The sequence below is a fragment of the Verrucosispora sp. NA02020 genome (assembly GCF_013364215.1).
Classification (GTDB): Bacteria; Actinomycetota; Actinomycetes; order Mycobacteriales; family Micromonosporaceae; genus Micromonospora.
This window is the reverse complement of record NZ_CP054923.1, coordinates 5,571,973-5,595,745: the sequence shown is the minus strand read 5'-3', so window position 1 is coordinate 5,595,745 and position 23,773 is coordinate 5,571,973. Positions and strand designations below refer to the sequence as shown.

Annotated in this window: 24 protein-coding genes; 10 read left to right on the top strand and 14 right to left on the bottom strand. The window is 73.5% G+C overall.

What is annotated here, in order from left to right:
* Nucleotides 1–63 precede the first annotated feature (63 nt).
* The 3 genes from HUT12_RS24850 to HUT12_RS24840 form a co-directional block, all read right to left on the bottom strand.
* Nucleotides 64–837 carry an adenosylcobinamide-GDP ribazoletransferase gene (locus tag HUT12_RS24850; RefSeq protein WP_176094928.1) on the bottom strand — a complete coding sequence of 258 codons (774 nt, stop codon included), beginning with the start codon at nucleotides 835–837 and terminating at the stop codon, nucleotides 64–66.
* A complete protein-coding gene (gene cobU, locus HUT12_RS24845) occupies nucleotides 827–2,743 on the bottom strand; it encodes a bifunctional adenosylcobinamide kinase/adenosylcobinamide-phosphate guanylyltransferase (protein ID WP_176094927.1) in 1,917 nt (638 codons plus the stop codon). The genes HUT12_RS24850 and cobU overlap by 11 nt, the downstream gene beginning before the upstream one ends.
* 63 nt (nucleotides 2,744–2,806) lie before the next feature.
* The gene (locus tag HUT12_RS24840; protein WP_176094926.1) at nucleotides 2,807–3,013 is read right to left on the bottom strand and encodes a hypothetical protein; all 207 of its coding nucleotides are present in this window, start codon (nucleotides 3,011–3,013) and stop codon (nucleotides 2,807–2,809) included.
* Between the two features lie 184 nt (nucleotides 3,014–3,197).
* Here HUT12_RS24840 and HUT12_RS24835 point away from each other — a divergent pair, with 184 nt between their 5' ends.
* Nucleotides 3,198–3,398 (top strand): hypothetical protein, encoded by a 201-nt coding sequence (locus HUT12_RS24835; protein WP_131057369.1) that lies wholly within the window; start codon nucleotides 3,198–3,200, stop codon nucleotides 3,396–3,398.
* Complete coding sequence (locus HUT12_RS24830; RefSeq protein ID WP_176095957.1) at nucleotides 3,398–4,189, top strand: site-2 protease family protein; 792 nt, start codon at nucleotides 3,398–3,400, stop codon at nucleotides 4,187–4,189. The genes HUT12_RS24835 and HUT12_RS24830 overlap by 1 nt, the downstream gene beginning before the upstream one ends.
* Before the next feature lie 52 nt (nucleotides 4,190–4,241).
* On the opposite strand, the gene HUT12_RS24825 is transcribed toward HUT12_RS24830, so the two are convergent.
* From HUT12_RS24825 to HUT12_RS24815, 3 genes are all read right to left on the bottom strand, one after another.
* Nucleotides 4,242–5,240: an aldo/keto reductase family protein gene (locus tag HUT12_RS24825; RefSeq protein ID WP_131057373.1), complete on the bottom strand. Its 999-nt coding sequence runs from the start codon at nucleotides 5,238–5,240 to the stop codon at nucleotides 4,242–4,244.
* A gap of 139 nt (nucleotides 5,241–5,379) precedes the next feature.
* Complete coding sequence (locus HUT12_RS32965) at nucleotides 5,380–10,131, bottom strand: WG repeat-containing protein (protein ID WP_254876949.1); 4,752 nt, start codon at nucleotides 10,129–10,131, stop codon at nucleotides 5,380–5,382.
* A gap of 425 nt (nucleotides 10,132–10,556) precedes the next feature.
* Nucleotides 10,557–11,117 (bottom strand): helix-turn-helix domain-containing protein, encoded by a 561-nt coding sequence (locus tag HUT12_RS24815; protein WP_131057726.1) that lies wholly within the window; start codon nucleotides 11,115–11,117, stop codon nucleotides 10,557–10,559.
* Nucleotides 11,118–11,183: 66 nt separating this feature from the next.
* Here HUT12_RS24815 and HUT12_RS24810 point away from each other — a divergent pair, with 66 nt between their 5' ends.
* Together HUT12_RS24810 and HUT12_RS24805 are read left to right on the top strand one after the other, a co-directional pair.
* Entirely contained in the window at nucleotides 11,184–11,999 is an 816-nt protein-coding gene (locus tag HUT12_RS24810; RefSeq protein ID WP_176094925.1) for an AzlC family ABC transporter permease, read from the top strand.
* Entirely contained in the window at nucleotides 11,993–12,301 is a 309-nt protein-coding gene (locus tag HUT12_RS24805) for an AzlD domain-containing protein (RefSeq protein ID WP_176094924.1), read from the top strand. The genes HUT12_RS24810 and HUT12_RS24805 overlap by 7 nt, the downstream gene beginning before the upstream one ends.
* Nucleotides 12,302–12,356: 55 nt before the next feature.
* On the opposite strand, the gene HUT12_RS24800 is transcribed toward HUT12_RS24805, so the two are convergent.
* The 3 genes from HUT12_RS24800 to nadA form a co-directional block, all read right to left on the bottom strand.
* On the bottom strand, nucleotides 12,357–12,959 hold the full coding sequence (locus HUT12_RS24800; protein WP_131056104.1) for a DUF3043 domain-containing protein: 603 nt from the start codon (nucleotides 12,957–12,959) through the stop codon (nucleotides 12,357–12,359).
* Nucleotides 12,960–13,032: 73 nt separating this feature from the next.
* The gene (gene murA / locus HUT12_RS24795) at nucleotides 13,033–14,388 is read right to left on the bottom strand and encodes a UDP-N-acetylglucosamine 1-carboxyvinyltransferase (RefSeq protein ID WP_176094923.1); all 1,356 of its coding nucleotides are present in this window, start codon (nucleotides 14,386–14,388) and stop codon (nucleotides 13,033–13,035) included.
* Between the two features lie 211 nt (nucleotides 14,389–14,599).
* Nucleotides 14,600–15,775 (bottom strand): quinolinate synthase NadA, encoded by a 1,176-nt coding sequence (gene nadA / locus HUT12_RS24790; RefSeq protein ID WP_176094922.1) that lies wholly within the window; start codon nucleotides 15,773–15,775, stop codon nucleotides 14,600–14,602.
* A 68-nt stretch (nucleotides 15,776–15,843) separates the two neighbouring features.
* Between nadA and HUT12_RS24785 the strand changes: the two genes are divergently transcribed.
* From HUT12_RS24785 to HUT12_RS24775, 3 genes are all read left to right on the top strand, one after another.
* Nucleotides 15,844–16,983, top strand: a complete 1,140-nt coding sequence (locus HUT12_RS24785) for a glycerate kinase (protein ID WP_176094921.1) — start codon at nucleotides 15,844–15,846, stop codon at nucleotides 16,981–16,983.
* A gap of 184 nt (nucleotides 16,984–17,167) precedes the next feature.
* The gene (gene erpA, locus HUT12_RS24780) at nucleotides 17,168–17,536 is read left to right on the top strand and encodes an iron-sulfur cluster insertion protein ErpA (RefSeq protein WP_131056096.1); all 369 of its coding nucleotides are present in this window, start codon (nucleotides 17,168–17,170) and stop codon (nucleotides 17,534–17,536) included.
* Nucleotides 17,537–17,862: 326 nt separating this feature from the next.
* Nucleotides 17,863–18,840 (top strand): carbohydrate kinase family protein, encoded by a 978-nt coding sequence (locus tag HUT12_RS24775; RefSeq protein ID WP_131057788.1) that lies wholly within the window; start codon nucleotides 17,863–17,865, stop codon nucleotides 18,838–18,840.
* An 85-nt stretch (nucleotides 18,841–18,925) separates the two neighbouring features.
* On the opposite strand, the gene HUT12_RS24770 is transcribed toward HUT12_RS24775, so the two are convergent.
* On the bottom strand, nucleotides 18,926–19,138 hold the full coding sequence (locus tag HUT12_RS24770) for a DUF397 domain-containing protein (protein WP_176094920.1): 213 nt from the start codon (nucleotides 19,136–19,138) through the stop codon (nucleotides 18,926–18,928).
* A 15-nt stretch (nucleotides 19,139–19,153) separates the two neighbouring features.
* Nucleotides 19,154–20,002 (bottom strand): helix-turn-helix transcriptional regulator, encoded by an 849-nt coding sequence (locus tag HUT12_RS24765; protein WP_176094919.1) that lies wholly within the window; start codon nucleotides 20,000–20,002, stop codon nucleotides 19,154–19,156.
* 101 nt (nucleotides 20,003–20,103) lie between these two features.
* On the opposite strand from HUT12_RS24765, the gene HUT12_RS24760 reads away from it, so the two are divergent.
* On the top strand, nucleotides 20,104–20,394 hold the full coding sequence (locus HUT12_RS24760; RefSeq protein ID WP_217706043.1) for a hypothetical protein: 291 nt from the start codon (nucleotides 20,104–20,106) through the stop codon (nucleotides 20,392–20,394).
* A gap of 84 nt (nucleotides 20,395–20,478) precedes the next feature.
* Here HUT12_RS24760 and HUT12_RS24755 read toward each other — a convergent pair whose 3' ends face one another.
* Both HUT12_RS24755 and HUT12_RS24750 read right to left on the bottom strand, forming a co-directional pair.
* On the bottom strand, nucleotides 20,479–20,703 hold the full coding sequence (locus HUT12_RS24755) for a sulfurtransferase TusA family protein (RefSeq protein WP_131057789.1): 225 nt from the start codon (nucleotides 20,701–20,703) through the stop codon (nucleotides 20,479–20,481).
* Nucleotides 20,700–21,851, bottom strand: coding sequence for a cysteine desulfurase family protein (locus HUT12_RS24750; protein ID WP_176094918.1), 1,152 nt, complete (start codon nucleotides 21,849–21,851; stop codon nucleotides 20,700–20,702). Before HUT12_RS24750 ends, HUT12_RS24755 begins: the two co-directional genes overlap by 4 nt.
* A 195-nt stretch (nucleotides 21,852–22,046) precedes the next feature.
* Here HUT12_RS24750 and coxB point away from each other — a divergent pair, with 195 nt between their 5' ends.
* A complete protein-coding gene (gene coxB, locus HUT12_RS24745; protein WP_176094917.1) occupies nucleotides 22,047–23,018 on the top strand; it encodes a cytochrome c oxidase subunit II in 972 nt (323 codons plus the stop codon).
* A gap of 11 nt (nucleotides 23,019–23,029) precedes the next feature.
* On the top strand, nucleotides 23,030–23,458 hold the full coding sequence (locus tag HUT12_RS24740) for a cytochrome c oxidase subunit 4 (protein WP_131055533.1): 429 nt from the start codon (nucleotides 23,030–23,032) through the stop codon (nucleotides 23,456–23,458).
* A gap of 104 nt (nucleotides 23,459–23,562) precedes the next feature.
* On the opposite strand, the gene HUT12_RS24735 is transcribed toward HUT12_RS24740, so the two are convergent.
* On the bottom strand, nucleotides 23,563–23,766 hold the full coding sequence (locus HUT12_RS24735; protein WP_131055535.1) for a hypothetical protein: 204 nt from the start codon (nucleotides 23,764–23,766) through the stop codon (nucleotides 23,563–23,565).
* Nucleotides 23,767–23,773 lie beyond the last annotated feature (7 nt).

Here is a 23,773-nt window from a genome sequence, read left to right as displayed (position 1 = left end):
GTCCCCAGGGTGGCCGCGCCGGTGCTGTCGACAAGGAACGCTACCCGCCGGTGGTCGCACGGCTCAGCCGGACAGCACCAGACCCAGGTAGACCAGCGTGGTGACCAGCTCCACGGTGGCGCCGAGCACGTCGCCGGTGATGCCGCCGAGGCGGCGTACCACGTGTCGCAGCAGCCCGGCCGCGACGGCCAGCGCGGCGAGCACGACCAGCGGCCCCTGCCACGGGCGGTCCGGCACGGCCGGCACTGCCGCCAGTGCCACGGCGGCCGTCGCCACGGCCAGCGTGACCGGCCCGACGGTGCCGGCGACCATCGCACCGAGTCCGTCCGGGCGGGCTGCCGGGACACCCCGCCGACAGGCCAGCGAGACCCCGAGCCGACCGGCCGCCAGGGCCGCCAGCACCGCCGCGAACGCCGCCGACCGGGACCGGCCGGCCAACTCCGCCAGCGCGGCGGCCTGCACCAGCAGGACGAGCACCAGGGCGACCACACCGAAGGGCCCGACGTCCGGCTTCTTCATGATCTCCAGCGCGGCCGGCCCCCGCCGGTACGACCCGAGGGCGTCCACCGTGTCGGCCAGCCCGTCCAGGTGCAGGCCCCGGGTGAGCAGGGCGCCCGCCGCGACGGTCACCCCGGCGGCGACCAGCGGTGCGGTGACCGTGCCGAGCAGCAGCAGGAGTCCGCCGAGCGGCACGGCCAGCAGGGCGCCGACCACCGGGGCGAGCGCCATCGCCGTACCGGCCGTGGTCCGGTCGATCCGGCCGGCGCGTACCGGCAGGATGGTGAAGGTGGTCAGGGCCAGCCGCGCCCCGTCGCCGAGCCGGGGCTCAGCCGGCATGCGTGCCCTGCTCCGCCGGTTCGGTGCTGGTCGGTCCCGGACCTGCCGGCTCGGGCTCGCGGAAGTCCGGCTCGTCCTCCTCGGCCGGATCCGGCTCGTCGGTCGCGTCCACGTCGCCGGCGTCGGCCGTGTCGTGCGACGGGCGCGGCGGCAGCGCGGCGGCCAGCGCCAGCGCCGAGCGCAGCAGCGGCAGCACGGTCAACGCGTTGGCCCCCTCGCCGAGGTCCAGCCGCAGCTGCGCGAGCGGGCTCAGGCCGAGCACGTCGGAGGCGAGCTTGACGGCCGGGTGCCCGCCGTGGTCGGCCAGCATGCACCAGTGCCGCGCCTGCCCGGCCAGGTCCCGACTGACCAGGCCGGCGGCCACGCCGACCGGCCCGTCCAGCAGCACCGGCGTGCGGCGCGCGGTCGCCCCCAGCAGGATGCCGGTGGCCACGGCGATGTCGCCGCCGCCGAGCTGGGCCAGCACGTCCTTGGCGTCGCGGGAGGCGCGCCGGGTGCGGTGCAGGGCGTCCCGGACGGCCGCGCAACGGGCCATCCAGGCCACGTCGTCGATCTCGCCGTTCTCGGTGATCACGCGGCCGAGCACGGCGGGCGCCTCGGCACCGGCGGTCGCGGCCAGCACTGCCGCCGCAGCAGCCTCGGTGCCGGCGCCGCACGCCGCCACCACCAGCAGTTGCACGCCGGCGTCCACGGCCTCCTCGGCCAGCCGCCAGCCGTACCGCAGCGCGGCGTCGACCTGCTCGGCGGTGAGCGCCGGGCCGTGCTCGATGGCGGCGGCGGTGGGCGCCTCCACCACCTGCAGACCTGCTCCGCTCTCGGCGGCGAGCCGGGCGAGCACGCCCTGACCGGCGCGGGCCGCCTCGGCGCGCCGGGCCGACTCCCCGGCCCGGGCTCCGGCGGCGCTCCCGCCGTCGTGGTCGCCGTGCAGCAGCAGCACCCGGACCGACTGCCAGGGTGCCGGGGTCGGGGTGCCCTGCGTGGCGGCGGCGAACGAGACCACCTGTTCCAGGACGCCGAGCCCGGTACCCGGCACGTCGAGCGTGGCGAGTCGCTCCACCGCCTGCGGACCGGCGTAGTCGTCGGGCATGGGCAGTTCCATGCCCGGCTGGATGACCAGACCGGTGTCGGCCACCGGCAGCGTCATGGTGGGTGCCGTCCACCCGGTGTCGTCGGCCGCCGGGACCGGCGCGGACGCGGCCGGTGCCTCCGGGGTGGTCACCGGCGGCGACGCCGGCAGCGCCGCGACACCGTCGACCGGCCGCGCGTCGTTCGGGCCGGCCTGTGCGGGCACCGCCGTGCCGTTGACGGCGGCGGTGGACCGCTCCGGCGAGGGCTCGGCGGTCGGTGCGTGCTCCGGCGCGGCCGGCTTCAACCGGACCGGCTGGCCGGCGACCACCAGCACCACGGCGTCGCAGGCGTCGGCGACGGCCCGGTTGACCGCGCCGAGCGCGTCGGTGAACGCCCGGCCCAGCGGCGTGGTCGGCACCAGGGAGAGCCCGACCTCGGGACTGACCAGCACCAGCCGTGCCGGGCAGTCCCGGACGGCGGCGGCCAGCTCGGCGACGGTGACGGTGTCGTCGGCCGGCTGGTGGGCCGGGTCGAGCAGCACCGTGACCCAGCCGCCGAGGTCGTCGACGAGCAACGTCTCGTCCGGCCGGGCGTGGGCGATCACGTCGGCCAGTCGACGCGGATCGTCCGCCGTCTCCTCGGTGCTCCAGGTCTCCGGCCGGCGCTCCCGGTGCGCGGCGATCCGTGCCGCCCACTCCGCGTCGTCGTCGCCTCCGCCGGCGGCGGTGGCCACGTACCGGACCGAGACCGCGTCGGCCACCAGGGCCTCGGCGAACTCCGACTTGCCGGAGCGGATGCCGCCGAGCACCAGGAGCGTGTTCCACCCGTCTAGGGACATGGCTCGTACCTTAACGGCCGGCCGGGCGGGAGCGGCATCGCAGGGCCACGCTCCCGCGCCAGCTCACCGAGGCTCGGGGGACTGGTACATGTAGTCGTTGGGGTTGACGTCCGCCGGCTTCGGGTCCTCCTGCCAGGCGCCCTCGCCGGGGCGGGCGACCAGGGCGTCGACCAGTTCCTCCCGGTCCATCTCCCGTGCGCCCTGGATACCGCCGCGTACCGCGATGTCGCGAAGCTGTGCCGTGTCCATCTCCGGGATGGGTGTCGTCATCGTCGCCTCCTGAAGATCCGGTTCCTCCGGAGATACCCGGCCCGGCGACGGTCAACCACCGTGCCGACCGCGCACCGCGACGCCCCCGATCGACGCCCGTGGCCGGGCGGTCGACCGTGCGGTGCGACTACGCTGGCGGAGGTCCCGTCCCCACGGGACATCAGCGGCGAGGGGAGACGCGCACATGGCGTGGAGCTGGCGGTACGAGGGCGCGAACGGCGAGTCGGTCGACGGGCCGGGGGAGTCGTTCGGCAGCCAGGCGGACGCCGAGTCCTGGATCGGCCAGACCTGGCGGGAGCTCGCGGCGTCCGGCGTCACCTCGGTCGCGTTGCTGGAGGACGATCGGGTGGACTACAGGATGAGCCTGCAACCTCCGGCGGAGTGATGTCGCCGCGGGACTCCGAGCCGCTGGTGCTGGGGGTGCCCCGGGCCGCGTTCCGGCCCAGCCCGGTGTTCCTCGCACTGGTCGCGTTGCTGGTCACCAGCGCGTTGCTGACCTGGCACGGCGTCGGCAACGTCCGCGTCGCGGTGTTCGGCTTCGTGGTCACCGGCTGGCTGGTCTCGCTCTGCCTGCACGAGTACGCCCACGCCGTGGTCGCGTACCGGTTCGGTGACCGGGGGGTGGCCCACCGCGGCTACCTGACGCTCAACCCGCTCAAGTACAGCCACCCGTTGCTCTCCATCGCGCTGCCGGTGGCGGTGGTGCTGCTCGGCGGCATCGGACTTCCCGGCGGTGCGGTCTGGGTGGACCGGCACGTGATCACCGGCCGACTGCGGCACACCCTGGTCAGCCTCGCCGGTCCGGCCACCAACGTGGTGTTCGCGCTGGTGCTGGTGGCGGTGCTGCGTCTCGGCTCGTCGGGCGGCGGGCCGGTGGAGTTCTGGGCCGCCGTCGCCCTGCTCGCCTTCCTCCAGGTCACCGCCAGCCTGCTCAACCTGCTCCCGGTGCCCGGACTCGACGGCGGCAACATGATCCAGCCGTGGCTGAGCCCGCCCTACCGGCGGATGTACGACCTCTTCGCGCCGTACGGCTTCATCCTGCTGTTCGCGCTGCTGTGGAATCCGACGATCGGCGGCTGGTTCTTCGACGCGGTCTTCGCCATCGGTGACGTCCTGGGCCTGCCGCCCTGGCTCTACGCCACCGGCCTGGACCTGGTCCGTTTCTGGCAGAGCTGAACCGCCGTCCCCGGCCGGGGCACGTGCCCGCCTCGGCCGGGGACGGGCCGGGTCAGGGCCGCTCGGCCGGCGACTCGGTACGCGCCGGGTCCCGCTCGGTGACCGGCTCGACGATCTCGTCGATCGCCTTGAGCAGACCGGCGTCGAGCTTCACCCCGGCCGCCTTCACGGTGTCGTGCACCTGCTCGGGGCGGGACGCGCCGACGATCGCCGAGGAGACGTTCGGGTTCTGCAGCACCCAGGCCACGGCGAGCTGGGCCATGGTCAGGCCGGCCTGGTCGGCCAGCGGCCGGAGCTGCTGCACCCGGGTCAGCACGTCGTCGGTGAGCCACTTGGCGATGAATCCGGCGCCGGACTTCTCGTCGGTGGCCCGGGAACCGGCGGGCGGCGGCTGGCCGGGGAGGTACTTGCCGGTGAGGACGCCCTGCGCCATCGGCGACCAGACGATCTGACCGATGCCCAGCTCCTCGCTGGTCGGCACGACCTCGCTCTCGATGACCCGCCAGAGCATCGAGTACTGCGGCTGGCTGGAGACCAGCGGGATGCGCAGCTCCCGGGCGAGGGCGTGGGCCTCGCGGATCTGCGACGCCTTCCACTCGGAGACCCCGATGTAGTGCGCCTTGCCGGAGTGCACGACGTCGGCGAACGCCTCCATCGTCTCTTCCAGCGGCGTGCTGTAGTCGTACCGGTGGGCCTGGTAGAGGTCGACGTAGTCGGTCCGCAACCGGCGCAGTGACCCGTTGATCGACTCCATGATGTGCTTGCGGGACAGGCCCCGGTCGTTGCGGCCCGGACCGGTGGGCCAGTACACCTTGGTGAAGATCTCCAGGCCCTCGCGCCGCTCCTGCTCCAGCGCCCGGCCGAGGACGTCCTCGGCGCGGGTGCCGGCGTACACGTCGGCGGTGTCGAAGGTGGTGATGCCGGCGTCGAGGGCGGCTCGGACGCAGGCGAACGCCGCGTCCTCCTCGACCTGCGAGCCATGGGTGATCCAGTTGCCGTACGAGATCTCGCTGACCATCAGGCCGGAGCGGCCCAGGTGTCGGAATTCCATGCCACGACCCTAGCCCCACCGGGGGTACGAACGGCCAGGGCGATCCTGGACGCATCGGTCGGCGTGGCCGCCCGGGGCGGCGGCGCCGCAGGCCGGTACGGGCCGCCGCACTCGCGCCGCGACGACCCGACCGTCCAGGTCAGAGCATCGGACTGGCGTCGCTGAGCAGTCCCTCGATCTCCGCCACGACCTCGTCCGGGTGGCGGAACACCGGGGCGATCAGCGACCCGCCGCGCCGGTCCAGCGCGCCCCACTGCCCGACACCGTTGGTGGCCAGGAACGCCACCGGATGGATCAGCAGCACCGGGTGGGCCGGGGCCACCAGCACCTGACCGGTCCGGTCCACCACACCCTTGCGCCCACCCAGGTCCACCACGGCCAGTCCCTCGTCGGTGAAACCGTCGACGTACCGACCGTCGGCGAGCGTGGTGTGGAAACCGTGGTAGCGGGTGGGCACCACGATCTGCCCCGTGCGGTCGACGGCACCCCACCCGTCGCGGCGGACCGCCGCCACGCCCCGGCGGAACGGCCGCACCTCGGCGAAACCGGGCGGCACCACCACCGCACCGTCGGTGTCCACCGCCAGCCAGCCGCTGTCGTCCCGCACCACCCAGGCCAGCCCGTCGGAGAAGGGCCGGGCCGCCAGGTAGGTCGGCTCGACCACTGTCTCACCGGTCAGGTCGATCAACGACCACCGGTCGCTCTGCGGGCCGCGTACCCAGGCCAGACCCTCCCGGAACGGCTGGGCCTCGGCGTACCGGGCCGGCACGACCATCTCGCCCTCGTCGTCGGCGTACCCCCACAGGCCCTCGTCGCCGTCGCGGGCGGGCGCCGGGGGCCGCTCCCGCTCCAGCACCTCGTCCCAACTCCGCGGGTACGGCCCGAAGCCGCCCTCCTCGGCGCGCGCCGCGATCGCGTCCAGGCCGACGCGTACCCGGGCCAGCAATTCGGCGTCCCCCTCGCCGCGTAGGTCGAGGGCGCGCTCGAAGTGGTGGCACGCCTCCATCAACCGGCCCTGGTCGTAGCAGGAGCGGGCGGCGTGCTCGTGCAACGCCGCGCGCAACCGGTCCGGCAACTCCACCGAGTTGGCCTCCGCGAACAACCGGTCGGCCTCGGCGAACTCGCCCCGCCAGCGCAACACGTGCGCCAGCCGGGCCTGCGCCAGCGCGGACCGCCGCAGTTCGCCGGTGGCCTCCGCGTAGGTCAGCGCCATCCGGCCGTCGTCCACCGCGTCGTCGAGATCGCCGAGTACGCGTGAGGCCACCGCCCGCAGGCTCAGCAACCGGGCCCGGGAACGGTTGTCCAGGGCGGAGTCGAGCTTGTCGGTGAGCCCCTGCCGGAGTTCCCGCAGTTCCTCCGGATCGTCGACCAGTTCGCGCAGCGTCGTCGGGTCGAGCCGCCAGGGGTAGTGCGCCAGCACCTGCTCCGGGTCGGCCGGTGCCTCGGGCTCCTCCTCGGGCTCGTCCTCCGGCTCGTCGTCCGGGGCCGCCGTGCCGGCGTGGGGTGGCGGGCTGCCGCCCTCGGAAAGGACGTCGTCGCTGTCCGACGACGGCAGCCCGTCGGTGAACGGCCCGCTCTCCGACGGCCCGGTACTGGGCGGCGTGGTGTCGTCTGCCGGCAGTTCCGGGATGTCCGGCGGTGCCGTCCCGGCGTTCGGCGGTGCGATAGCGTCCGGCGGCGCCGCCGGGATGTGCGGCGGTGCGGACACCGGCGCGGCGTGCGTCGGCGGGGCGTCGAGGTCCGGGCGGGTCCGCGACTCCGCCGAGGTGTCCGGGTCCGTGGTGCGCGTCCGATCCGACGAGGTGGCGGGCACTGCCGAGACCGGTGCGGCGGGAGGCGCGGAGACCGGCCGTGAGGTGTCCAGGACCGGCGACAGGGAGTCCAGGGCCGGCGGTGCGGAGACCGGCGCGGTCGGCGGGATGGCGAGCTGCGGTACCGGGTCCGCCGAGTAGGGAGTGGACGCCACCGACGTCTCCGGGAAGACGGGCGCGGAGACCGGTCGTGCCGGCGGTCCCGAGACCGGCCGTGCGGGTGGTCCGGAGACCGGGGTCGTGGGTGGTCCGGAGACCGGCCGGACCGGGATGTCGTCATCGGAGCGGAACGTCGGTGTCGACAGGGAGGGCACCGGTGGTCCGGAGACCGGCCGGTCCGTCTCGGTCTGCCCGGCGTTGAACCACGATGGCTCCGGCGGTGTCCCGGGGGAACCGTGACGGGCGGGCCGATCGGGGGTGACCGCCGGACCGGAACCGGCGGCACCGAACCAACCCGGTCCGCTCTCGGGCGGTGCCGGCGGCGGCGAGTACGCGGCCGGCTCGGCCGGCGGCGGGAGGAACCGGGTCGGCTTCCGGGCGTCGGGCCGAGGCGCCGACGTCTCCGGCACGGACCGCTCGACCGGTGGTCGCTCGGCCGCTGGTTGCTCGACGGGAGTGCGGTCGACGGGCGTGCGCTCGAACGGCGTGCGCTCGACGGGAGTGCGGTCGCCCTGTGGGCGGTCGACCGGTGACTGGTCACGTGGTGGGCGTGTCGGACCGGCGGTCGCCGGCGCGGGCGGTGCGGAGACCGGTCGGTGGCTCGGCGGTCCGCTGACCGGTCGGTGAGCCGGTGGTGCGGAGACCGGGGGCGGCGCGGCGGGGGCCGGTGGCGTCGGTGCGGCGCCGTGGGTGGGCGGTGCGGAGACCGGGCGGACCGGTCCGGCGGCGGGTGGTGCCGCCGCGACCGAGGGCGTCGGGGTCGGGGGTGGGGTGGCGACGACCGGCTGGTCGTGCAGGGGAGCGGGACGGACCTGGTGCTCGTGCAGCGGGGCCGGGCGTACCTCGTGCTGGTGCAGCGGGGCCGGCCGGACGGTCTCCCCGGCCTGCGTGCGGGGCCCGGCGGCTGCGGCGGGCCGGTCCGGGTCCGGGCGGTCGAGACGTTCCCGGTCGGGGCGGCCACCGCCGGGCCGGTCGCGGTCGGTGTCGTCGGGCCGATCCGGGACCGCGGCGAGCGGCCGGTCCCGATGGGTGACGTCGGGCCGACCACGCTCCGGTGCGGGGGAGACCGGCCGGGCGCGACCGGCGGCGGGCGACACCGGGCGATCCGAGTCCGGTGCGGGGGAGACCGGGCGGTCGGGGACCACCGACAGGTGCGGGCGGCCGGGCCGGAGCACGTCGTCGTCGGGGGCGGGGGAAACGGGCCGGTCCAGGTCGGGACGTCGAGCGGCCGGACGCTCCGCGTCGAACCGTTCGGGTCCGGCCGGCTCCGGGACGTCGGCGCGGCGACGGCCGTCCGGCCGGTCCCGCTCGGTGCCGGGTTCGGAGGCCGCCGGTCGCTGGTACTCGCGGTGGTCCCGTCCGGTGCTCGGGCGCAGCGGGCCGGGTGCGGGCCACGGCAGGTCGCCGCCTGCCGGCGCCGGATCCCGTTCCGGGGCCGCCGGGCGTTCCCACTCGTCGCGGGTGGTGCGGATCGGCTCCTCGTCGACGTAGCCGTCCGGGTACGGGGCGCTGTCCGGGTCGCCCTCGCTGAAGTCGTCGCGGTAGTCGTACCGCTCGACCGACGGCCGGTCGTCGATCGAGGGCTCGCCCGGGTGGCTGCTCCACTGGTAGCGGGGTCGCGACGGGGTGTCACCGGTCGACCGGCGGTCGACGTCCTCGGCCGGTCGACGCGCGGCGGGCGAGCGACGACGGTCCTCGTCCGACTCCCAACCGGGCCCGGGGCGTCCGGCAGGGGAGATCGGCACGTCCCGGTCCCGGCGACCGTCGCGCCCGACGGGTTCGGATCGGCGCGGAGGCTGGGGGTAGCGGTCCGTGTCGCGCTCGTCGCGTCGGTCCGGGCCACGCCGGGCAAAGCGCTCCGGGTCCCGGTCGTCGCGCCGGTCCGGGTCCCGTCGGGCGTAGCGGTCCGCGTCGCGCCGGTCGAGGTCCCGCCGGTCGAGATCGCGGCGGTCGAGGTCCCGTCGGTCCGGGTCGCGCTGGTCGGGGTCTCGGCGGTCCGGGGCGCGCCGTCCCGGGTCGCGTCGGGCGTACCGGTCGGGGTCCCGGTCGTCGCGGCGGTCCGGGTCGCGTCGGGCGTACCGGTCCGGGTCGCGCCGGTCCGGGTCGCGCCGGTCGGGATCGCGACGGTCCGCTTCGCGCCGGTCGGGATCGCGGTCGTACCAGTCGGCGTCGCGACGCTCCGGGGTGTCCCAGCCGACACGGCCGGGGTCGCGGCGATCCGGTTCACGTCGGTCCGCGTCGCGTCGGGCGTAGCGGTCCGCGTCGCGGCGGTCGGCCTCGGGCGGGGTGTGGCGGTCCGGGTCGCGTCGGGCGTACCGGTCGGCCTCCCGGGGGTCACGCCGGTCCGGGTCACGTCGGGCGTAGCGGTCCGGTTCCCGCTGGTCGCGGCGGTCCGGGTCGGGTGGGGCGTACCGGTCGCGGCGGTCCTGGTCCCTCGGCGGGTAGCGGTCGGGGTCGTACCGGTCGGGGTCGCGCTGGTCACGACGGGGCGGTGCACCGGTGGCGCCCTGGGCGCTCATCTCGGACCAGGTGATCCCGTCCCGTCCGCGCTCGGACCACCTGTCCTCGGCGCCGGGGCGCTCCGGACGTGTACCGGCGAACGACCGGTCGAACGGCGGCGCGCTGGTGGGGCCGTCGTGGCGTCGGGGCTCCGGGATCTCCTGCCGTCCCGGCCGACCGTCCGGCTCGTCGTCCCAGGACCGGCCCACGTACGTGCCGTCCGGGCGGGTCGGGGCCAGCGGCGGCACCTCGGCGCGACCGACGGCGCTGGACCGGCTGCGGGTGGGTGGCGGCTGGTGGTCGAGGCCGATGTCACCCGGGTATCGCTGGCCCGGGAACTGGGGTTCCCACTCGGCCGTCGGTTCGACGACCCAGGACGGATCGGCGGGGCCGGGCCACCGGTCGGCGTAGCCGCGACTCATCCGCCGGGCCCGTCGGTGCGGCCGGGACATCGCCGGGTGGCGGCGTGGGCTGCGGCACGGTGGTCGCGGGCCGGTCTGGCGGACGGGACGGCACCGGAACGCAACGTCGCGGCTGACCACGGGACCGACGTCCGCCCGCTCACGGGCGCGCCCCGGTGGTCGGCTCGCGTCCGCTCGCTCACGCCGATGTCACCTCGTCGGAAATGGTCGCGCTGGGCACCCCCGCAGGCCGGTCAAGTCGCTCGTGCCGGCACTGAATGGCTGCGCATGGAGGGTAGCGGCGCGGGCTCGTTCACCGCCACTGCGGCGCCCTCGTCGAACTCAAACGTTATCCTATTGATCAGGACATTTAGGTCTTTGGTGGGGTCGGACTTCCGGCGATCCGCCACCCTTGGTCGACTCGCCGTCGCGGCACCCGTGCCGGGTCAGGGGTGCTCCATCACCAGCACCGCGAAGGTACCGGGCGCGAGTGCCTCGTAGCGGTGCGGGGCGTCGCCGGGGAAGGTCGCGTAGTCGCCCGGGTCGAGCTCCACCTGGTCCCGCTCGGGGCCGCAGCGCAGTCGCCCGGAGCCCACCACCACGTGTTCCACGCTGCGCGGGGTGTGCGGGTCGGCGGTACGCACCCGGCCCGGCTCCAGCTCGATCAGGTACACGTCCCGACGGGCGTGGGCGGCTCCGGCGGTCAACAGCGTGCCGACGAAGTCGGCGTGCTCGGAGCGGATCCGGGGGCCGTCCCCGGCCCGGATCACCCGGACCGTGGTGGCCGGCGGCTCGACCAATCGACTGAACGGCACGTCGAGCGCCACCCCCAGCGCCCAGAGTGTCTCCACGCTGGGATTGCCGACGCCGGACTCCAGTTGCGACAGCGTCGACTTGGCGATGCCGGCCCGCCGGGCGAGCTCGGTGAGGGAGATGCCCACCCGCTGCCGCTCGTAGCGGAGGGCGGCGGCGATGGTGGCCAACGGGGGAGAGGGTTCGGGGGCCATGGTTCGCTCCGTCGGTCATGCTGTTCTATTTGACGAACATCAGCGGCGTGTTCATCATGATGAACCATGCGTACGCCAGAACGAACGCCGGGGGCGGGCGTACTCCGGGACGTCGCCGCCATCGCGGCGGCGATGGTCGCCGTGGGCGCCTCGTTCGGCGCGGTCGCCGTGGCCGCCGGGATCCCCGGCTGGGCCGCCGTGACGATGTCGGTGCTGGTGTACGCGGGCGGCGCGCAGTTCATGGCAGTCGGGTTGCTGGCCGCCGGCAGCCCGGTCGCCGCCGTCCTCGCCGGACTGCTGCTCAACGCCCGGCATCTGCCGTTCGGGCTGACCCTCGGTGACACGATCGGCCGTCGGCTGCGGCACCGCCTGCTCGGCAGCCACCTGATGACCGACGAGGCGACCGCGTTCACCCTGGCCCGGCCGCCCGCTGCCGACCGTCGCCGGGCGTTCTGGCTCGCCGGTGTGCTGCTCTTCCTGGCCTGGAACGCCGGCACCGTGCTCGGTGTGCTGGCTGGCGGGGTGGCCGGTGACCCGGCCGCGCTCGGACTGGACGCGGCCTTCCCCGCCGGCCTGATCGCCCTGCTGCTGCCCAGCCTGCGTGACCCCGAGACCCGGCGGATGGCGCTGGCCGGTGCCCTGGTGGCGGTACTCACCACACCGCTGCTCCCCGCCGGCCTGCCGGTGCTGCTCGCGCTGGCCGGGCCGGGGCTGCTGGCCGTCCGGCGCATCCGGGCACGCCCGACACCGGTCGACGCACCGGAGATGACCGCGCCGGGAACCACTCCGCCGGAGATCACGCCACCGAGGGCTGCGCCACCAGGGGCTGCCGCGGGGACCGATCCGGTGCCGGCCGGGCGAGGGGAGAAGGAGCCGTGCTGATCGCGGCGATCGTGGCGCTGGCCGTCGGGACGTACGCCTTCCGGGTCGCCGGGGTGCTGCTGCGGGACCGGCTCGACCTGCCGGCGTGGGCGCGGCAGTTGCTGCCGGTCGGCGCGGCGGCGCTGCTGGCGGCGCTGGCGGCCACCGCGGCGCTGACCGAGGCGGGCGGGTTCGCCGGCTGGGCCCGTCCGGCCGGGGTGTTGGTCGGGGTGGCGCTGGCCTGGCGGCGTGCGCCGTTCGTGGTGGTGGTCCTCGCCGCCGCCGGCACCGCCGCGGTGCTGCGCCTGCTCGGCGTGCCGTGACCGGTGCCGGCCGAAGGCCGGAGCGGTCGCCGTCGTGCGACGGCGACCCGACCGATCAGACCGGGTCGCCGAGGGCGACGCGGGGCTCGGGGGTACGCAGCTTGCGGAAGGTGATCGACCGCATGATCGCGTAGAAGTAGAGCGAGCCCATCCGCTGCTCGGTGCGGGGGAAGCGCTCCCGGACCAGTTTCTTGATCTTGCGCGAGATGAGGACGGAGTCGATCACCACGCCGAGCGCCAGCGCGCCCCAGAGCAGGTTGGAGGCGAGCCGGATCGCCGGGGGCATCGCCTGGTTGGAGCCGATCAGCACGACCAGCGCGCCGCCGAAGAACCAGGTGCCGACGGTACGCCGGGAGTCGACCACGTTGCGGGCGAGCAGCCGCTCCGGCCCCCGGTCACGGGGACCGCCCTCGCGCCGGAACTCCGCCGACGCCTCGGCCCGTCGCTGGCGACGCAGCGCCTTGGCCTCGTCCTTGCTCAGCGCCTTGGTCGCGCCCGCCGGCCGACGGCCGGTGGTGGGCCGTTTGGGCGTCTCCCGTCCCTTGCTCGGCGTGTAACCACGCGCACGAGTGGACTCCGACTCCTCCTCGGCCGGGGTCTCCGGCTCGGTGGCGGGATCGGCGAGGTCGGCGGACTTACGACGAAACAGCGACGGCACGCGGCAAGGGTAGCCAACGCCACGAGCCCGGTGCACATCGCGGTGCACCGGGCTCGTACGGAGGTGGTCGGGGTCAGGGTCGCTCGACGTGCGCGCCGAGGTCGGCGAGCTTCGCCTCGAAGTCCTCGTAGCCCCGGTTGATCAGGTCGACGCCGTACACCCGGGAGGTGCCCTCGGCGGCCAGCGCGGCGATCAGGTGGCTGAAACCGGCGCGCAGGTCGGGGATGACCAGGTCGGCGGCGTGCAGTTTGCTCGGCCCGGCGATCACCGCAGAGTGCTTGAAGTTGCGCCGGCCGAAGCGGCAGGGGGTGCCGCCCAGGCAGTCCCGGTAGACCTGGATGTTCGCGCCCATCGTGTTGAGCGCCTCGGTGTAGCCCAGCCGCTGCTCGTAGACCGTCTCGTGGACGATCGACAGGCCCCGCGCCTGGGTCAGCGCCACCACCAGGGGCTGCTGCCAGTCGGTCATGAAGCCCGGGTGCACGTCGGTCTCCAGGGCCACCGCGTTCAGCTCGCCGCCCGGGTGCCAGAACCGGATGCCGCCTTCCTGGCCCGGGTTCCCCAGCTTGGGCGGCCGGACGTCGGTCACCTCGTACTCGCCGCCGACCGAGCGGAAGACGTTCAGGAAGGTCATCATGTCGGCCTGCTCGGCACCGAGCACCTCGACGTGGCCCCGGGTGGCCAGGGCCGCCGCGGCCCAGCTCGCCGCCTCGATCCGGTCCGGGATCGGCCGGTGGGTGTAGCCGTGCAGCCGGGGCACACCCTGGATCTCGATGACCCGGTCGGTGTGCACCTTGATGATCGCGCCCATCTTCTGCAGGATGCAGATCAGGTCGATGATCTCCGGCTCGACGGCGGCGTTGCGCAGCTCGGTGACGCCCTCGGCCATCACGGCCGTGAGCAGCACCTGCTCGGTCGCGCCGACGCTCGGGTAGGGCAACGAGAACTTGGTGCCGTGCAGGCCGTTCGGGGCGGAGAGGTGCAGCCCCTCGGGCGTCTTGTCGACGGTGGCGCCGAACTCCCGCAGCGCCTGCAGGTGGAAGTCGATCGGCCGGGGCCCGATGTGGCAGCCACCCAGGTCCGGGATGAAGGCGTGCCCGAGGCGGTGCAGCAGCGGCCCGCAGAACAGGATCGGGATCCGGCTGGATCCGGCGTGCACGTTGATCTGGTCGGTGCTGGCGCTCTCCACGTTGGCCGGGTCGAAGACCAGCTCACCGTCCTCGAGGCCGTCGGTGACCTTGACGCCGTGCAGCCCGAGCAGGCCCCGGACCACCTCCACGTCGCGAATCCTGGGCACGTCGAACAACCGGCTCGGGCTGTCGCCGAGCAGGGCGGCGACCATCGCCTTGGAAACCAGGTTCTTCGCACCGCGCACGCGGATCCGCCCTTCGAGCGGGGTGCCTCCGTGTACGACCAGGACGTCGTCGGTCAACGCAACCTCCAGCGCGTGCGTGCTGCCGTGTCGATGTGGGTCACCGCGGGTCGCTACCCACGGCGCGGTCGCGGCCAAACGCACGCGCCCGCGTTCTCGTCCGCCCGGCAGCATAGCCCTCTGTGATGAGAATGGATCCGGTCACACTACCCCTGGGGGCATTTATCGGTGATCCGGCACTTTTGTGTGCGGCAATGGTTGCCGAGAGTGATCAGGCGCCGGGTAGCGCGAGCATCTGGTCCAGCGCCACCCGCGCGTGGTGCGCGGTGTCGGCGTCGACGGTGATCCGGTTGACCACCCGGCCGGCGACCAGCTCTTCCAGTGCCCACACCAGGTGCGGCAGATCGATGCGGTTCATCGTCGAGCAGTAGCAGACGGCCTTGTCCAGGAACATGATCTGCTTGTCCGGGTGCGCCAGCGCGAGTCGGCGGACAAGGTTCAGCTCGGTGCCGACCGCCCATGCCGAACCGGCCGGAGCCGCCTCGATCGTACGGATGATGTACTCCGTCGAACCGACCAGGTCGGCCGCGTTGACCACCTCGTGCCGGCACTCCGGGTGCACCAGCACGTTCACGCCGGGGACCCGCTCGCGGACGTCGTTGACGCTGTCGAGGGTGAACCGGCCGTGCACCGAACAGTGCCCCCGCCACAGGATCATCCGCGCGTCGCGCAGCTGCTCGGGTGTCAGCCCACCGCCCGGCTTGTGCGGGTCGTAGAGCACGCAGTCGTCCAGCGAGAAGCCCATCTCCAGCACCGCCGTGTTGCGGCCCAGGTGCTGGTCGGGCAGGAAGAGCACCTTCTCGCCCTGCTGGTACGCCCACTCCAGGGCCCGCTTGGCGTTCGACGAGGTGCAGACCACCCCGCCGTTGCGGCCGACGAAGCCCTTGATGTCGGCCGACGAGTTCATGTAGGTCACCGGGACGGTCCGGGCCGCGATGCCCAGCTCGGTCAGGACGTCCCACGCGCTCTCGACCTGCGGCAGCGCGGCCATGTCCGCCATCGAGCAGCCGGCCGCCAGGTCCGGCAGGATCACCTGCTGCGCCTTCGAGGTGAGGATGTCGGCGCTCTCGGCCATGAAGTGCACGCCGCAGAAGACGATGTACTCCGCGTCCGGCCGGGCGGCGGCCTCGCGAGCCAGCTTGAACGAGTCACCGGTCACGTCGGCGAACTGGATCACCTCGTCGCGCTGGTAGTGGTGGCCCAGCACGAAGACCCGGTCACCGAGCGCGGCCTTGGCCGCCGCCGCCCGGGACACCAGATCGGGGTCGCTCGGTGCCGGCAGGTCACCCGGACACTCGACGCCACGCTCGGTGGCGGGATCGCTGCCACGGCCGAGAAGCAGCAGCGCAGTCGCGGTGTTGGAGGGCTCAGTCCAGGTCGACGTCACGCTGACCATGGTCCCACAGCATGACCAGCGCGCCGCCTGTGCCGGTGTGGGCTGCCACACTGCCAGGCATGCGCGTACTGCTCTGTCCGGACAAGTTCGCCGGCACGCTGCCGGCACCCGAGGTCGCCGCCGCGGTGGCCGACGGCTGGCGGGAGATCGCACCCGGGGACGATCTGCTGGTCAGGCCGCTGGCCGACGGCGGGCCGGGCTTCCTCGACGTGCTCGCCGGCGCGCTGTCGGGACGACGGGTGCCGGTGTCGACGACCGACCCGTTGGGCCGTGCGGTCGCCGGTGAGATCCTGCTCACCGACGACGGCGCGACCGCCTGGCTGGAGAGCGCCCAGGCGTGCGGACTGCACCTGCTCGACCCGGCCGAACGGGACCCCAGGGCCACCACGTCGTACGGGCTGGGTCAGCTGATCTCCGCCGCGGTCGAGGCGGGCGCCCGGACGGTGGTCGTCGGGCTGGGCGGCTCCGGCACCAACGACGGCGGCGCCGGGATGATCACCGCGTTGGGTGCGGTCCCGTTGGACGACACCGGCAACGCCCTGCCGTACGGCGGTGCCGCGCTGGCCGCCGTCGCCACCCTCGACGGGGCGCCCCGGCTGCGCGACGCCCGCCTGATCGCCGCCACCGACGTCGACAACCCGCTGCTCGGGCTGCACGGCGCGAGCAACGTCTTCGGGCCGCAGAAGGGTGCCGACCGCGCCGACGTGCTGCTGCTCGACGCGGCGCTCGGACGCTGGGCCGAGGTGCTCGAACACGACCTGCCGGGCTGCCCGAGCGGGCTCGGCGCGCTGCCCGGCGGAGGCGCGGCCGGAGGCATCGGTGCCGCGCTGCTCGCCCTGGGCGGGCGGTGCGAGTCCGGCATCGGACTGGTCAGCCGGGCGATCGGGTTGGAGAGCGTGCTCGACGAGGTCGACCTGGTGGTCACCGGCGAGGGCAAGTTCGACCACCAGTCGCTGCGCGGCAAGGTGGTGGCCGGGGTGGCGGGCGCCGCGCGCGACCGGGGCGTACCCTGCGTCGTGCTCGCCGGCCAGGTCAGCACCGGTCGGCGCGAGGCGGCGTCGGTCGGCGTGACCGACGCGTACAGCCTGGTGGAGCACTTCGGCGGCGAGGAGCGCGGCGGGCTGGCGGCGGCGATGGAGCGTCCGGCCGAGGGGTTGCGGGAGCTCGGCTCCCGACTGGCCCGGCAGTGGAGCCGCTGACCGCAGGTCGTCCCCGGACCGCCCCGCTGTCCGGCGTGCGTCGGAGGGGCCGGTCACGCTGCCGGGTCACCCGGCCGTCGGCGGCCTACAATCAGAAGCTGGACCGCTGTGGGAATCGCTGACCGGCGAACGACGTTGGCCAGGGGAAGACCACTTCTTCGAACGCGCGCAGGGAGAATTCCACGTGACCACGCCAGCGCAGACCGAGTCGACCGAGGCCCAGGCCCCCACGTCCGTCGTCCTCACCGACGTCGCGGCGCAGAAGGTCAAGGCCCTGATCGAGCAGGAGGGCCGCGACGACCTGCGGCTCCGCGTCGCCGTGCAGCCGGGTGGCTGCTCCGGCCTGCGGTATCAGCTCTTCTTCGACGAGCGTTCGCTCGACGGTGACGTCGTCACCGACTACGACGGTGTCGAGGTGGTCGTCGACCGGATGAGCGCCCCCTACCTGACCGGCGCCACCATCGACTTCGCCGACCGGATCGACGCCCAGGGCTTCACCATCGACAACCCCAACGCAGGCAACTCCTGCGCCTGCGGCGACTCCTTCAGCTGAGTCTCCGACCTCCGACGGCGGAACGGCCCCCTGGGCCGTTCCGCCGTCGCGCATTCCCCCTCTCTCCCCGCCCCGCCCCGCCCCGCCCTGTCTGAGTTGATCAAGAGGTTTGGTCACCCGGGAGGCGGTCGGGAGGGCGAAAACCTCTTGATCGACAACGCGGTCGGTGCGGGTACGGGAGTGTGGTTGGTGGGTTGGCCGGGGGCGGGATGGTTTGGGGTGGTGGGTGGGTAAGTGGGCGGTGGGGGAGGTTGAGCGGGCTGGTCGCTCGGCGAGCGTGGGGCCGGTAGGCTGACCGCGCCCTGATCCCGACCCCGAGGGTTGACATGAAGATCGCCGTGACCGGCTCGATCGCCACCGACCACCTGATGAGCTTCCCGGGCCGGTTCGCCGACCAGCTCATCGCCGACCAGCTGCACAAGGTCTCGCTCTCCTTCCTGGTGGACGACCTGGTGCTGCGCCGGGGCGGCGTGGCGGCGAACATCGCGTTCGGCATGGGGCAGCTCGGCCTGCGCCCCGTACTGCTCGGGGCCGTCGGCGCCGACTTCGCCGACTACCGCTCCTGGCTGGAGCGGCACGGGGTGGACTGCGACTCGGTGCACGTCAGCGAGGTGGCGCACACCGCCCGCTTCGTCTGCACCACCGACACGGACATGTGCCAGATCGCCTCCTTCTACGCCGGCGCGATGAGCGAGGCGCGCAACATCGAGCTGCACCCCGTCGCGCAGCGGCTCGGTGGGCTGGACCTGGTCCTGGTCGGTGCCAACGACCCGGCGGCCATGCTGCGCCACTCCGCCGAGTGCCGTGAGCGCGGATACCGGTTCGCCGCCGACCCGTCCCAGCAACTCGCCCGGATGGAGGGCGAGGACGTGGTGTCGCTCATCGACGGCGCCGAGTACCTGATGACCAACGACTACGAGAAGTCGCTGCTGCAGAGCAAGGCCGGACTGAGCGACGCGCAGCTGCTGGATCGGGTCCGGATCCGGGTCACCACGCTGGGCAAGGACGGGGTGGAGATCGCCGGGCGGGACTTCGCGCCGATCCACGTGCCGATCGCCCGCGAGGCCCAGGCGATCGACCCCACCGGCGTCGGCGACGGCTTCCGTGCCGGTTTCTTCACCGCGCTCTCCTGGGGCGTCGGGCTGGAGCGCGCCGCGCAGGTCGGCTCGCTGCTGGCCGCCCTGGTGCTGGAGACGGTCGGCACCCAGGAGTACCAGGTGCGCCGCGACCTGTTCGTCAAGCGCCTCGCCGAGTCGTACGGCGACGAGGCCTCCGACGAGGTCCGCCCCCACCTGCTGCCCTGACCTCCGCACCGTCACGGTGTCTCGGCTCTCGATCCCGAGCGGTTCCGCTACGGCGGACGGGATCGAGAGCCGATCGTCGTGACGGTTACCCGAGATCGGTCGGTCGGCGACGCGTGCTGAGGTCGGTGACGAAGACCGACCATTGCCTGTACGAGAAGACGAGCACCGGGCCGGAGCGATCCTTGCTGTCCCGTACCGCCATCGCATCGGGCAGGATCGCGCACTCGACGCAGTCGCCGTTGTTGGCGCTGCGGCTGCTGGTGAACCAACGGGCGGCGGAGAGGTCGGGGGTGGACACGGTTGGCCTCCGGGGCTAGGCCGCGCCGGCCAACTCCCTGATCAACGCGCGCGACTCGGCGGGCGAGAGGGCGACCTGGCGCAGGTTGTCGGCCACCATTTTATAAGTCCGTACGCCGTCCGGGTCCTGCACGTACATCGCCCCGTCGAGGACCTCGGTGTAGGCGATCGGCCGGACGTGGGCGAAGTCCAGCAGAACGAACTTGCCCAACGGAGTAGCGGCATGCGGGCCGTCCTCGGGGCGCAGCACCTGCACCGTGACGTTCGGCAGCTCCGACATGGCCGCCAGGTGGACGAGCTGGGCCTGCCGCGTCTCGTCCCCGTTGACCCGCAGGCGTAGCGCGGCCTCGCCGACCACCGCGTGCAGGGTCAGCGGATCGTCGTCGGTCAACCGATGCGCCCGCGTCTGCCGGAACGACACGAAACGCTCGGCATGATCGGGACGGACGAAGCCGGTGCCGAGAGTCAGGGCCTGGGCGTAACTCTCTGTCTGAAGCAGGCCGGGGATCACCATCGACTCGAAGACGAACGCGCCGTCGGCGAGACCTTCCAGGCCGACGTACGTCTTGAACCAGTCCGGCATCACGTTGGCCCACGGTGCCCACCAGGTCTTCGCGTCCGACCGGGTGGCGAGCGCGGTGAGCCGGTCGATCGCAGGCTGGTCCCCGCCGCAGGCGCTCAACACGGCCGCGATGTCGTCAGGGAACTGCTGGTAGCGCCCGGTCTCCATGTGGCCGAGCTTCGGCTTGCCGATGCCGGTGCGGTCGGCCAGCTCGGTGAGTGTCATCGCCGCCTCACGCCGGTATCGGCCCAACTCCGCGCCAATCAACCACCGCAGCGCGGAGGGGTCGTTACGTGCTGCCATCGCTTGCCTCTCTTCGTGCGACACGAACATCATGGCGTAGGCGCTTCCATTGAGCAAGGCAAAGAGCTATACGTATAGCAACGCCTGTCGTAGGAGGTCCCGTGGGCGACTCACCACCCCTCGGCTCGCCCGAGGAGTTTCACCTGATGCTGGCCGAGATGGTCGACGAGTGCGCGCCACGACGGTTCGCGATCTGCGAGGAGTACGGCGACCGCGCCGACGGCGGCATCTTCGCCTGGGGCCTGGCGTTCCCTGACGGCCGTGCCCTGGTCTGTGGCGAGGACAGTGCCTTCACCGGGCGCTTCCGGAGCCCGGATACCGCCTTACGCATCTTCTCCCGCACCGGTCGTCGGCTGCGACTGCTCTGGATCGACGCGCCGTCGCAGTGTTAGTGCGGTGTTAGCAGGGGACCCCGGCTATGCACGAGGCGTTAATAAGGTGCCCTTCCTTTCACAGCGGCCGGTGGATGCCGCCTTTCACGCGGAGCGGCGGACGTCGTAGCCGGGGCCGGGGGCGGCGCCGAGGAACTCCTGCTGGCGCATCCGGCACCAGGCCGGGATGTCCACCGCCGCCGCCGGATCGTCGGCGAGCACCCGGATCACCGCGCCGACCGGCAGGGACGGCAGTCGGCGGGCCAGCGCGATCACCGGCAGCGGGCACCGCTGACCGAGACAGTCGAGCACCTCGTCGGGGGTCGTCACAGCCCCACCACCCCCGCCTCGGCCCGCAGGTCGGCCACGATCTGCGGCAACTCGGTGAGGAAGCGGTCCACGTCCGCCTCGGTGGTGCCCCGGTGCAGTGAGACCCGGACGTTGCCGTGCGACAGCACCCCCATCGCCTCCAGCACGTGCGACGGGCGCAACGTCGACGAGGTGCAGGACGAGCCCGACGACACCGCGAAGCCCCGCCGGTCCAGCGCGTGCAGCAGCGCCTCGCCGTCGACATAGAGACAGGAGAAGGTGACCAGGTGCGGCAGCCGGCGCACCGGATCGCCGACCACCTCCACGTCCGGCACGTCGGCCGCCACGCGGGCCCGGATCCGGTCCACCAGCGGCGTCAGCCGGGCCGCCTCGACGTCGGCGTCGGCCGCCGCCGCGCGCAGGCTCGCCGCCGCCGCGACGACCGCCGGCAGGTTGACCGTGCCGGGCGTACGCCCCGACTCGTGCTCGTCCGACGGCCACGGCGACTCCCAGCGGGTGCCCTTGCGGACCACCAGCAGCCCGACGCCCGGCGGACCGCCCCACTTGCGGGCACTCGCGGTCAACACCGACCAGCCGGCCGGCACCGGTACCCGCCCCACGACCTGGGCGGCATCGACGTACAACGGCACCCCGGCCTCGGCGCAGGCCACTGCCGCCTCCTCGACCGGCTGCACGGTGCCCACCTCGTGACTGGCGGCGATCAGCGCGGCCAGCGCCACCTCGGGCCGTGCCACCGCCGCCGACCAGGCCACCGGGTCCAGCCGGCCGGACCGGTCGACCGGCACCTCGCTCGCGGTGCCGCCCCGCGCCACGTGCTGCTCGGCCGCGTGCAGCACCGCCGAGTGCTCGATCGCCGAGTGCACCAGCCCCGCCCCGACACGTCGACGACCGGCCAGGCCGCCCAGCACGGCCGCGTGCGCCGCGCTCGTACCGCTGGGGGTGAAGGAGAGCTCGTCGGGGCGTACGCCGAGGGTGTCCGCCGTCGCCTCGCGGGCGGCGTCGAGCAGCTGGCGGGCGCGGCGGGCCTGGGTGTAGAGCCGATCCGGGTCGGCCCAACCGTCGTCGAGGGCGGCCAGCAGCGCCTGCCGGGCGACCGGATGCAGCGGCGCGGCGGTGGCCGCGTCCAGGTAGACCGGGGAAGGAATCACGTCTGCCCACGCTATCGCCTCGGTCGACGCAAGATCCCCCGTCCAGGGCGGAGAGTGACCCCAACCGGGTCGAGCCCGTCATGGTCGAGTAATCTGCGACCGTCGGTGACGCCTTTGCCGCTGGTGTGGTGGTTCCGCTCGGCGGAGCCGGCCCGACCGAGGAAGCACCGCGGCGCGCTAGGGAGGCAGGACCAGGTGGTCGCAAGGAGTTCGGAGGTACGGCCGACGGCCGTGCGGAGCAGCGCATCCCCAGGAGCCGTCGGGCGTCGGGGGCGTCGCGCCGGGCGTCTTGCCGGGCTCGGCTTCGGCGGGGCGGCGCTGCTGGTCCTGCTCACGGGCTGTGACGTCGGCGCGGCGTTCGGCGGCTTCGGTTGGCCCCAGGGCGGCATCACGCCGGAATCCCGGCGGATGTACGACCTGTGGATCGCCTCGTGCATCGCCGCGCTGGTGGTCGGCGTCTTCGTCTGGGGCCTGATCTTCTGGTGCGTGGTGCGTTACCGCAAGCGCGGCAACGAGCTGCCCGTGCAGACCCGCTACAACCTGCCGATGGAGTTCCTCTACACCATCGCGCCGGTGCTGGTCGTGGCCGTGCTCTTCTACTACACCGCGGTCGTGCAGACCGACGTGGTGAAGACCACGAACAACCCCGACGTCACCGTCGAGGTGGTCGCCTTCAAGTGGAACTGGCAGTTCAACTACCGCGACGGCCAGGGAGTGGACGCCGAGACCACCGCCTCGGTGCTGGGCACCAGCGAGGTCATCCCGATCCTGGTGCTGCCGAGCAACCGGTCCATCCGGTTCGAGGAGACCAGCCGCGACGTCATCCACTCCTTCTGGGTGCCGGAGATGCTGTTCAAGCGGGACGTGATGCCGGGCAGCATCCGTAACGTCTTCGAGGTCTCCTCGCTGGAGTCCGAGGGCGCGTACGTGGGCCGCTGCGCCGAGCTGTGCGGCAGCTACCACGCCTTCATGAACTTCGAGCTGCGGGTCGTCTCGCCGGAGAACTTCGACCGGTTCCTCGCCGCCAAGCAGGACGGGGCTTCGACCCAGGACGCGCTGACCGCCATCGGCGAGGAGCCGTACGCGATCACCACGAAGCCGTTCGAGACGCGCCGTACCCAGGACAACTTCAACCAGGCCAACACCACGGCCGGCGCGGGAAGCTGAGGTAACGCCGGATGAAGACCGAGTGGCGCATCTTCCTCATCATCGCCGCGTTCCTGCTCTTCGCGACCGCCCTCTACGGCGGCTGGACGTTCGCCGACTCGGGCGGTCGGGTCGAGTGGATCGGCACCGTGGCCCTGCTGCTGTCGTTCCTGCTCTGCTCGATGTGCGGCGGCTTCTTCTGGTTCGTCTCCCGCCGGATCGACCTGCGTCCCGAGGACCGTCCCGACGGTGAGATCGCCGACGGCGCGGGCGAGATCGGCTTCTTCAGCCCCGGCAGCTACTGGCCGTTCGGGCTGGCCCTGGCCGCCGCCATCGCCGGCCTCGGCCTGGTGTTCTGGCAGCTCTGGCTGCTGGTCGCCGGCATGCTCGCAGTGGTCCTCGCCACCTGCGGCCTGCTGTTCGAGTACTACAGCGGCACCCGGCGCACCGCCGAGCACTGACCGGCACAGCGACCTGGTGAAAGCCCGCCTCCCTGAGGGAGGCGGGCTTTCCCGTGTCCGTGTCCGGGGTCGGCCACGTCGGGCGGGGTGACGTGGGTGGGGTGTCAGGCGGCGTGGCGTGGGTGCAGCGCCCGGCGGGCGGGCGGCGTGGCCCGCGAGAGCGAGGCGTAGGGGGCGACGAAGATCGCCGTGCCGCATCCGGTGCAGAGGAGTTCGGGACAGTCGGGGCCGTGACCATCGGCACAGGGCGGCATCTCGAAGGCCCGCATGCCGTCGCAGGTCTCACAGTGCAGCTCACGTACCAACATGGGGCGT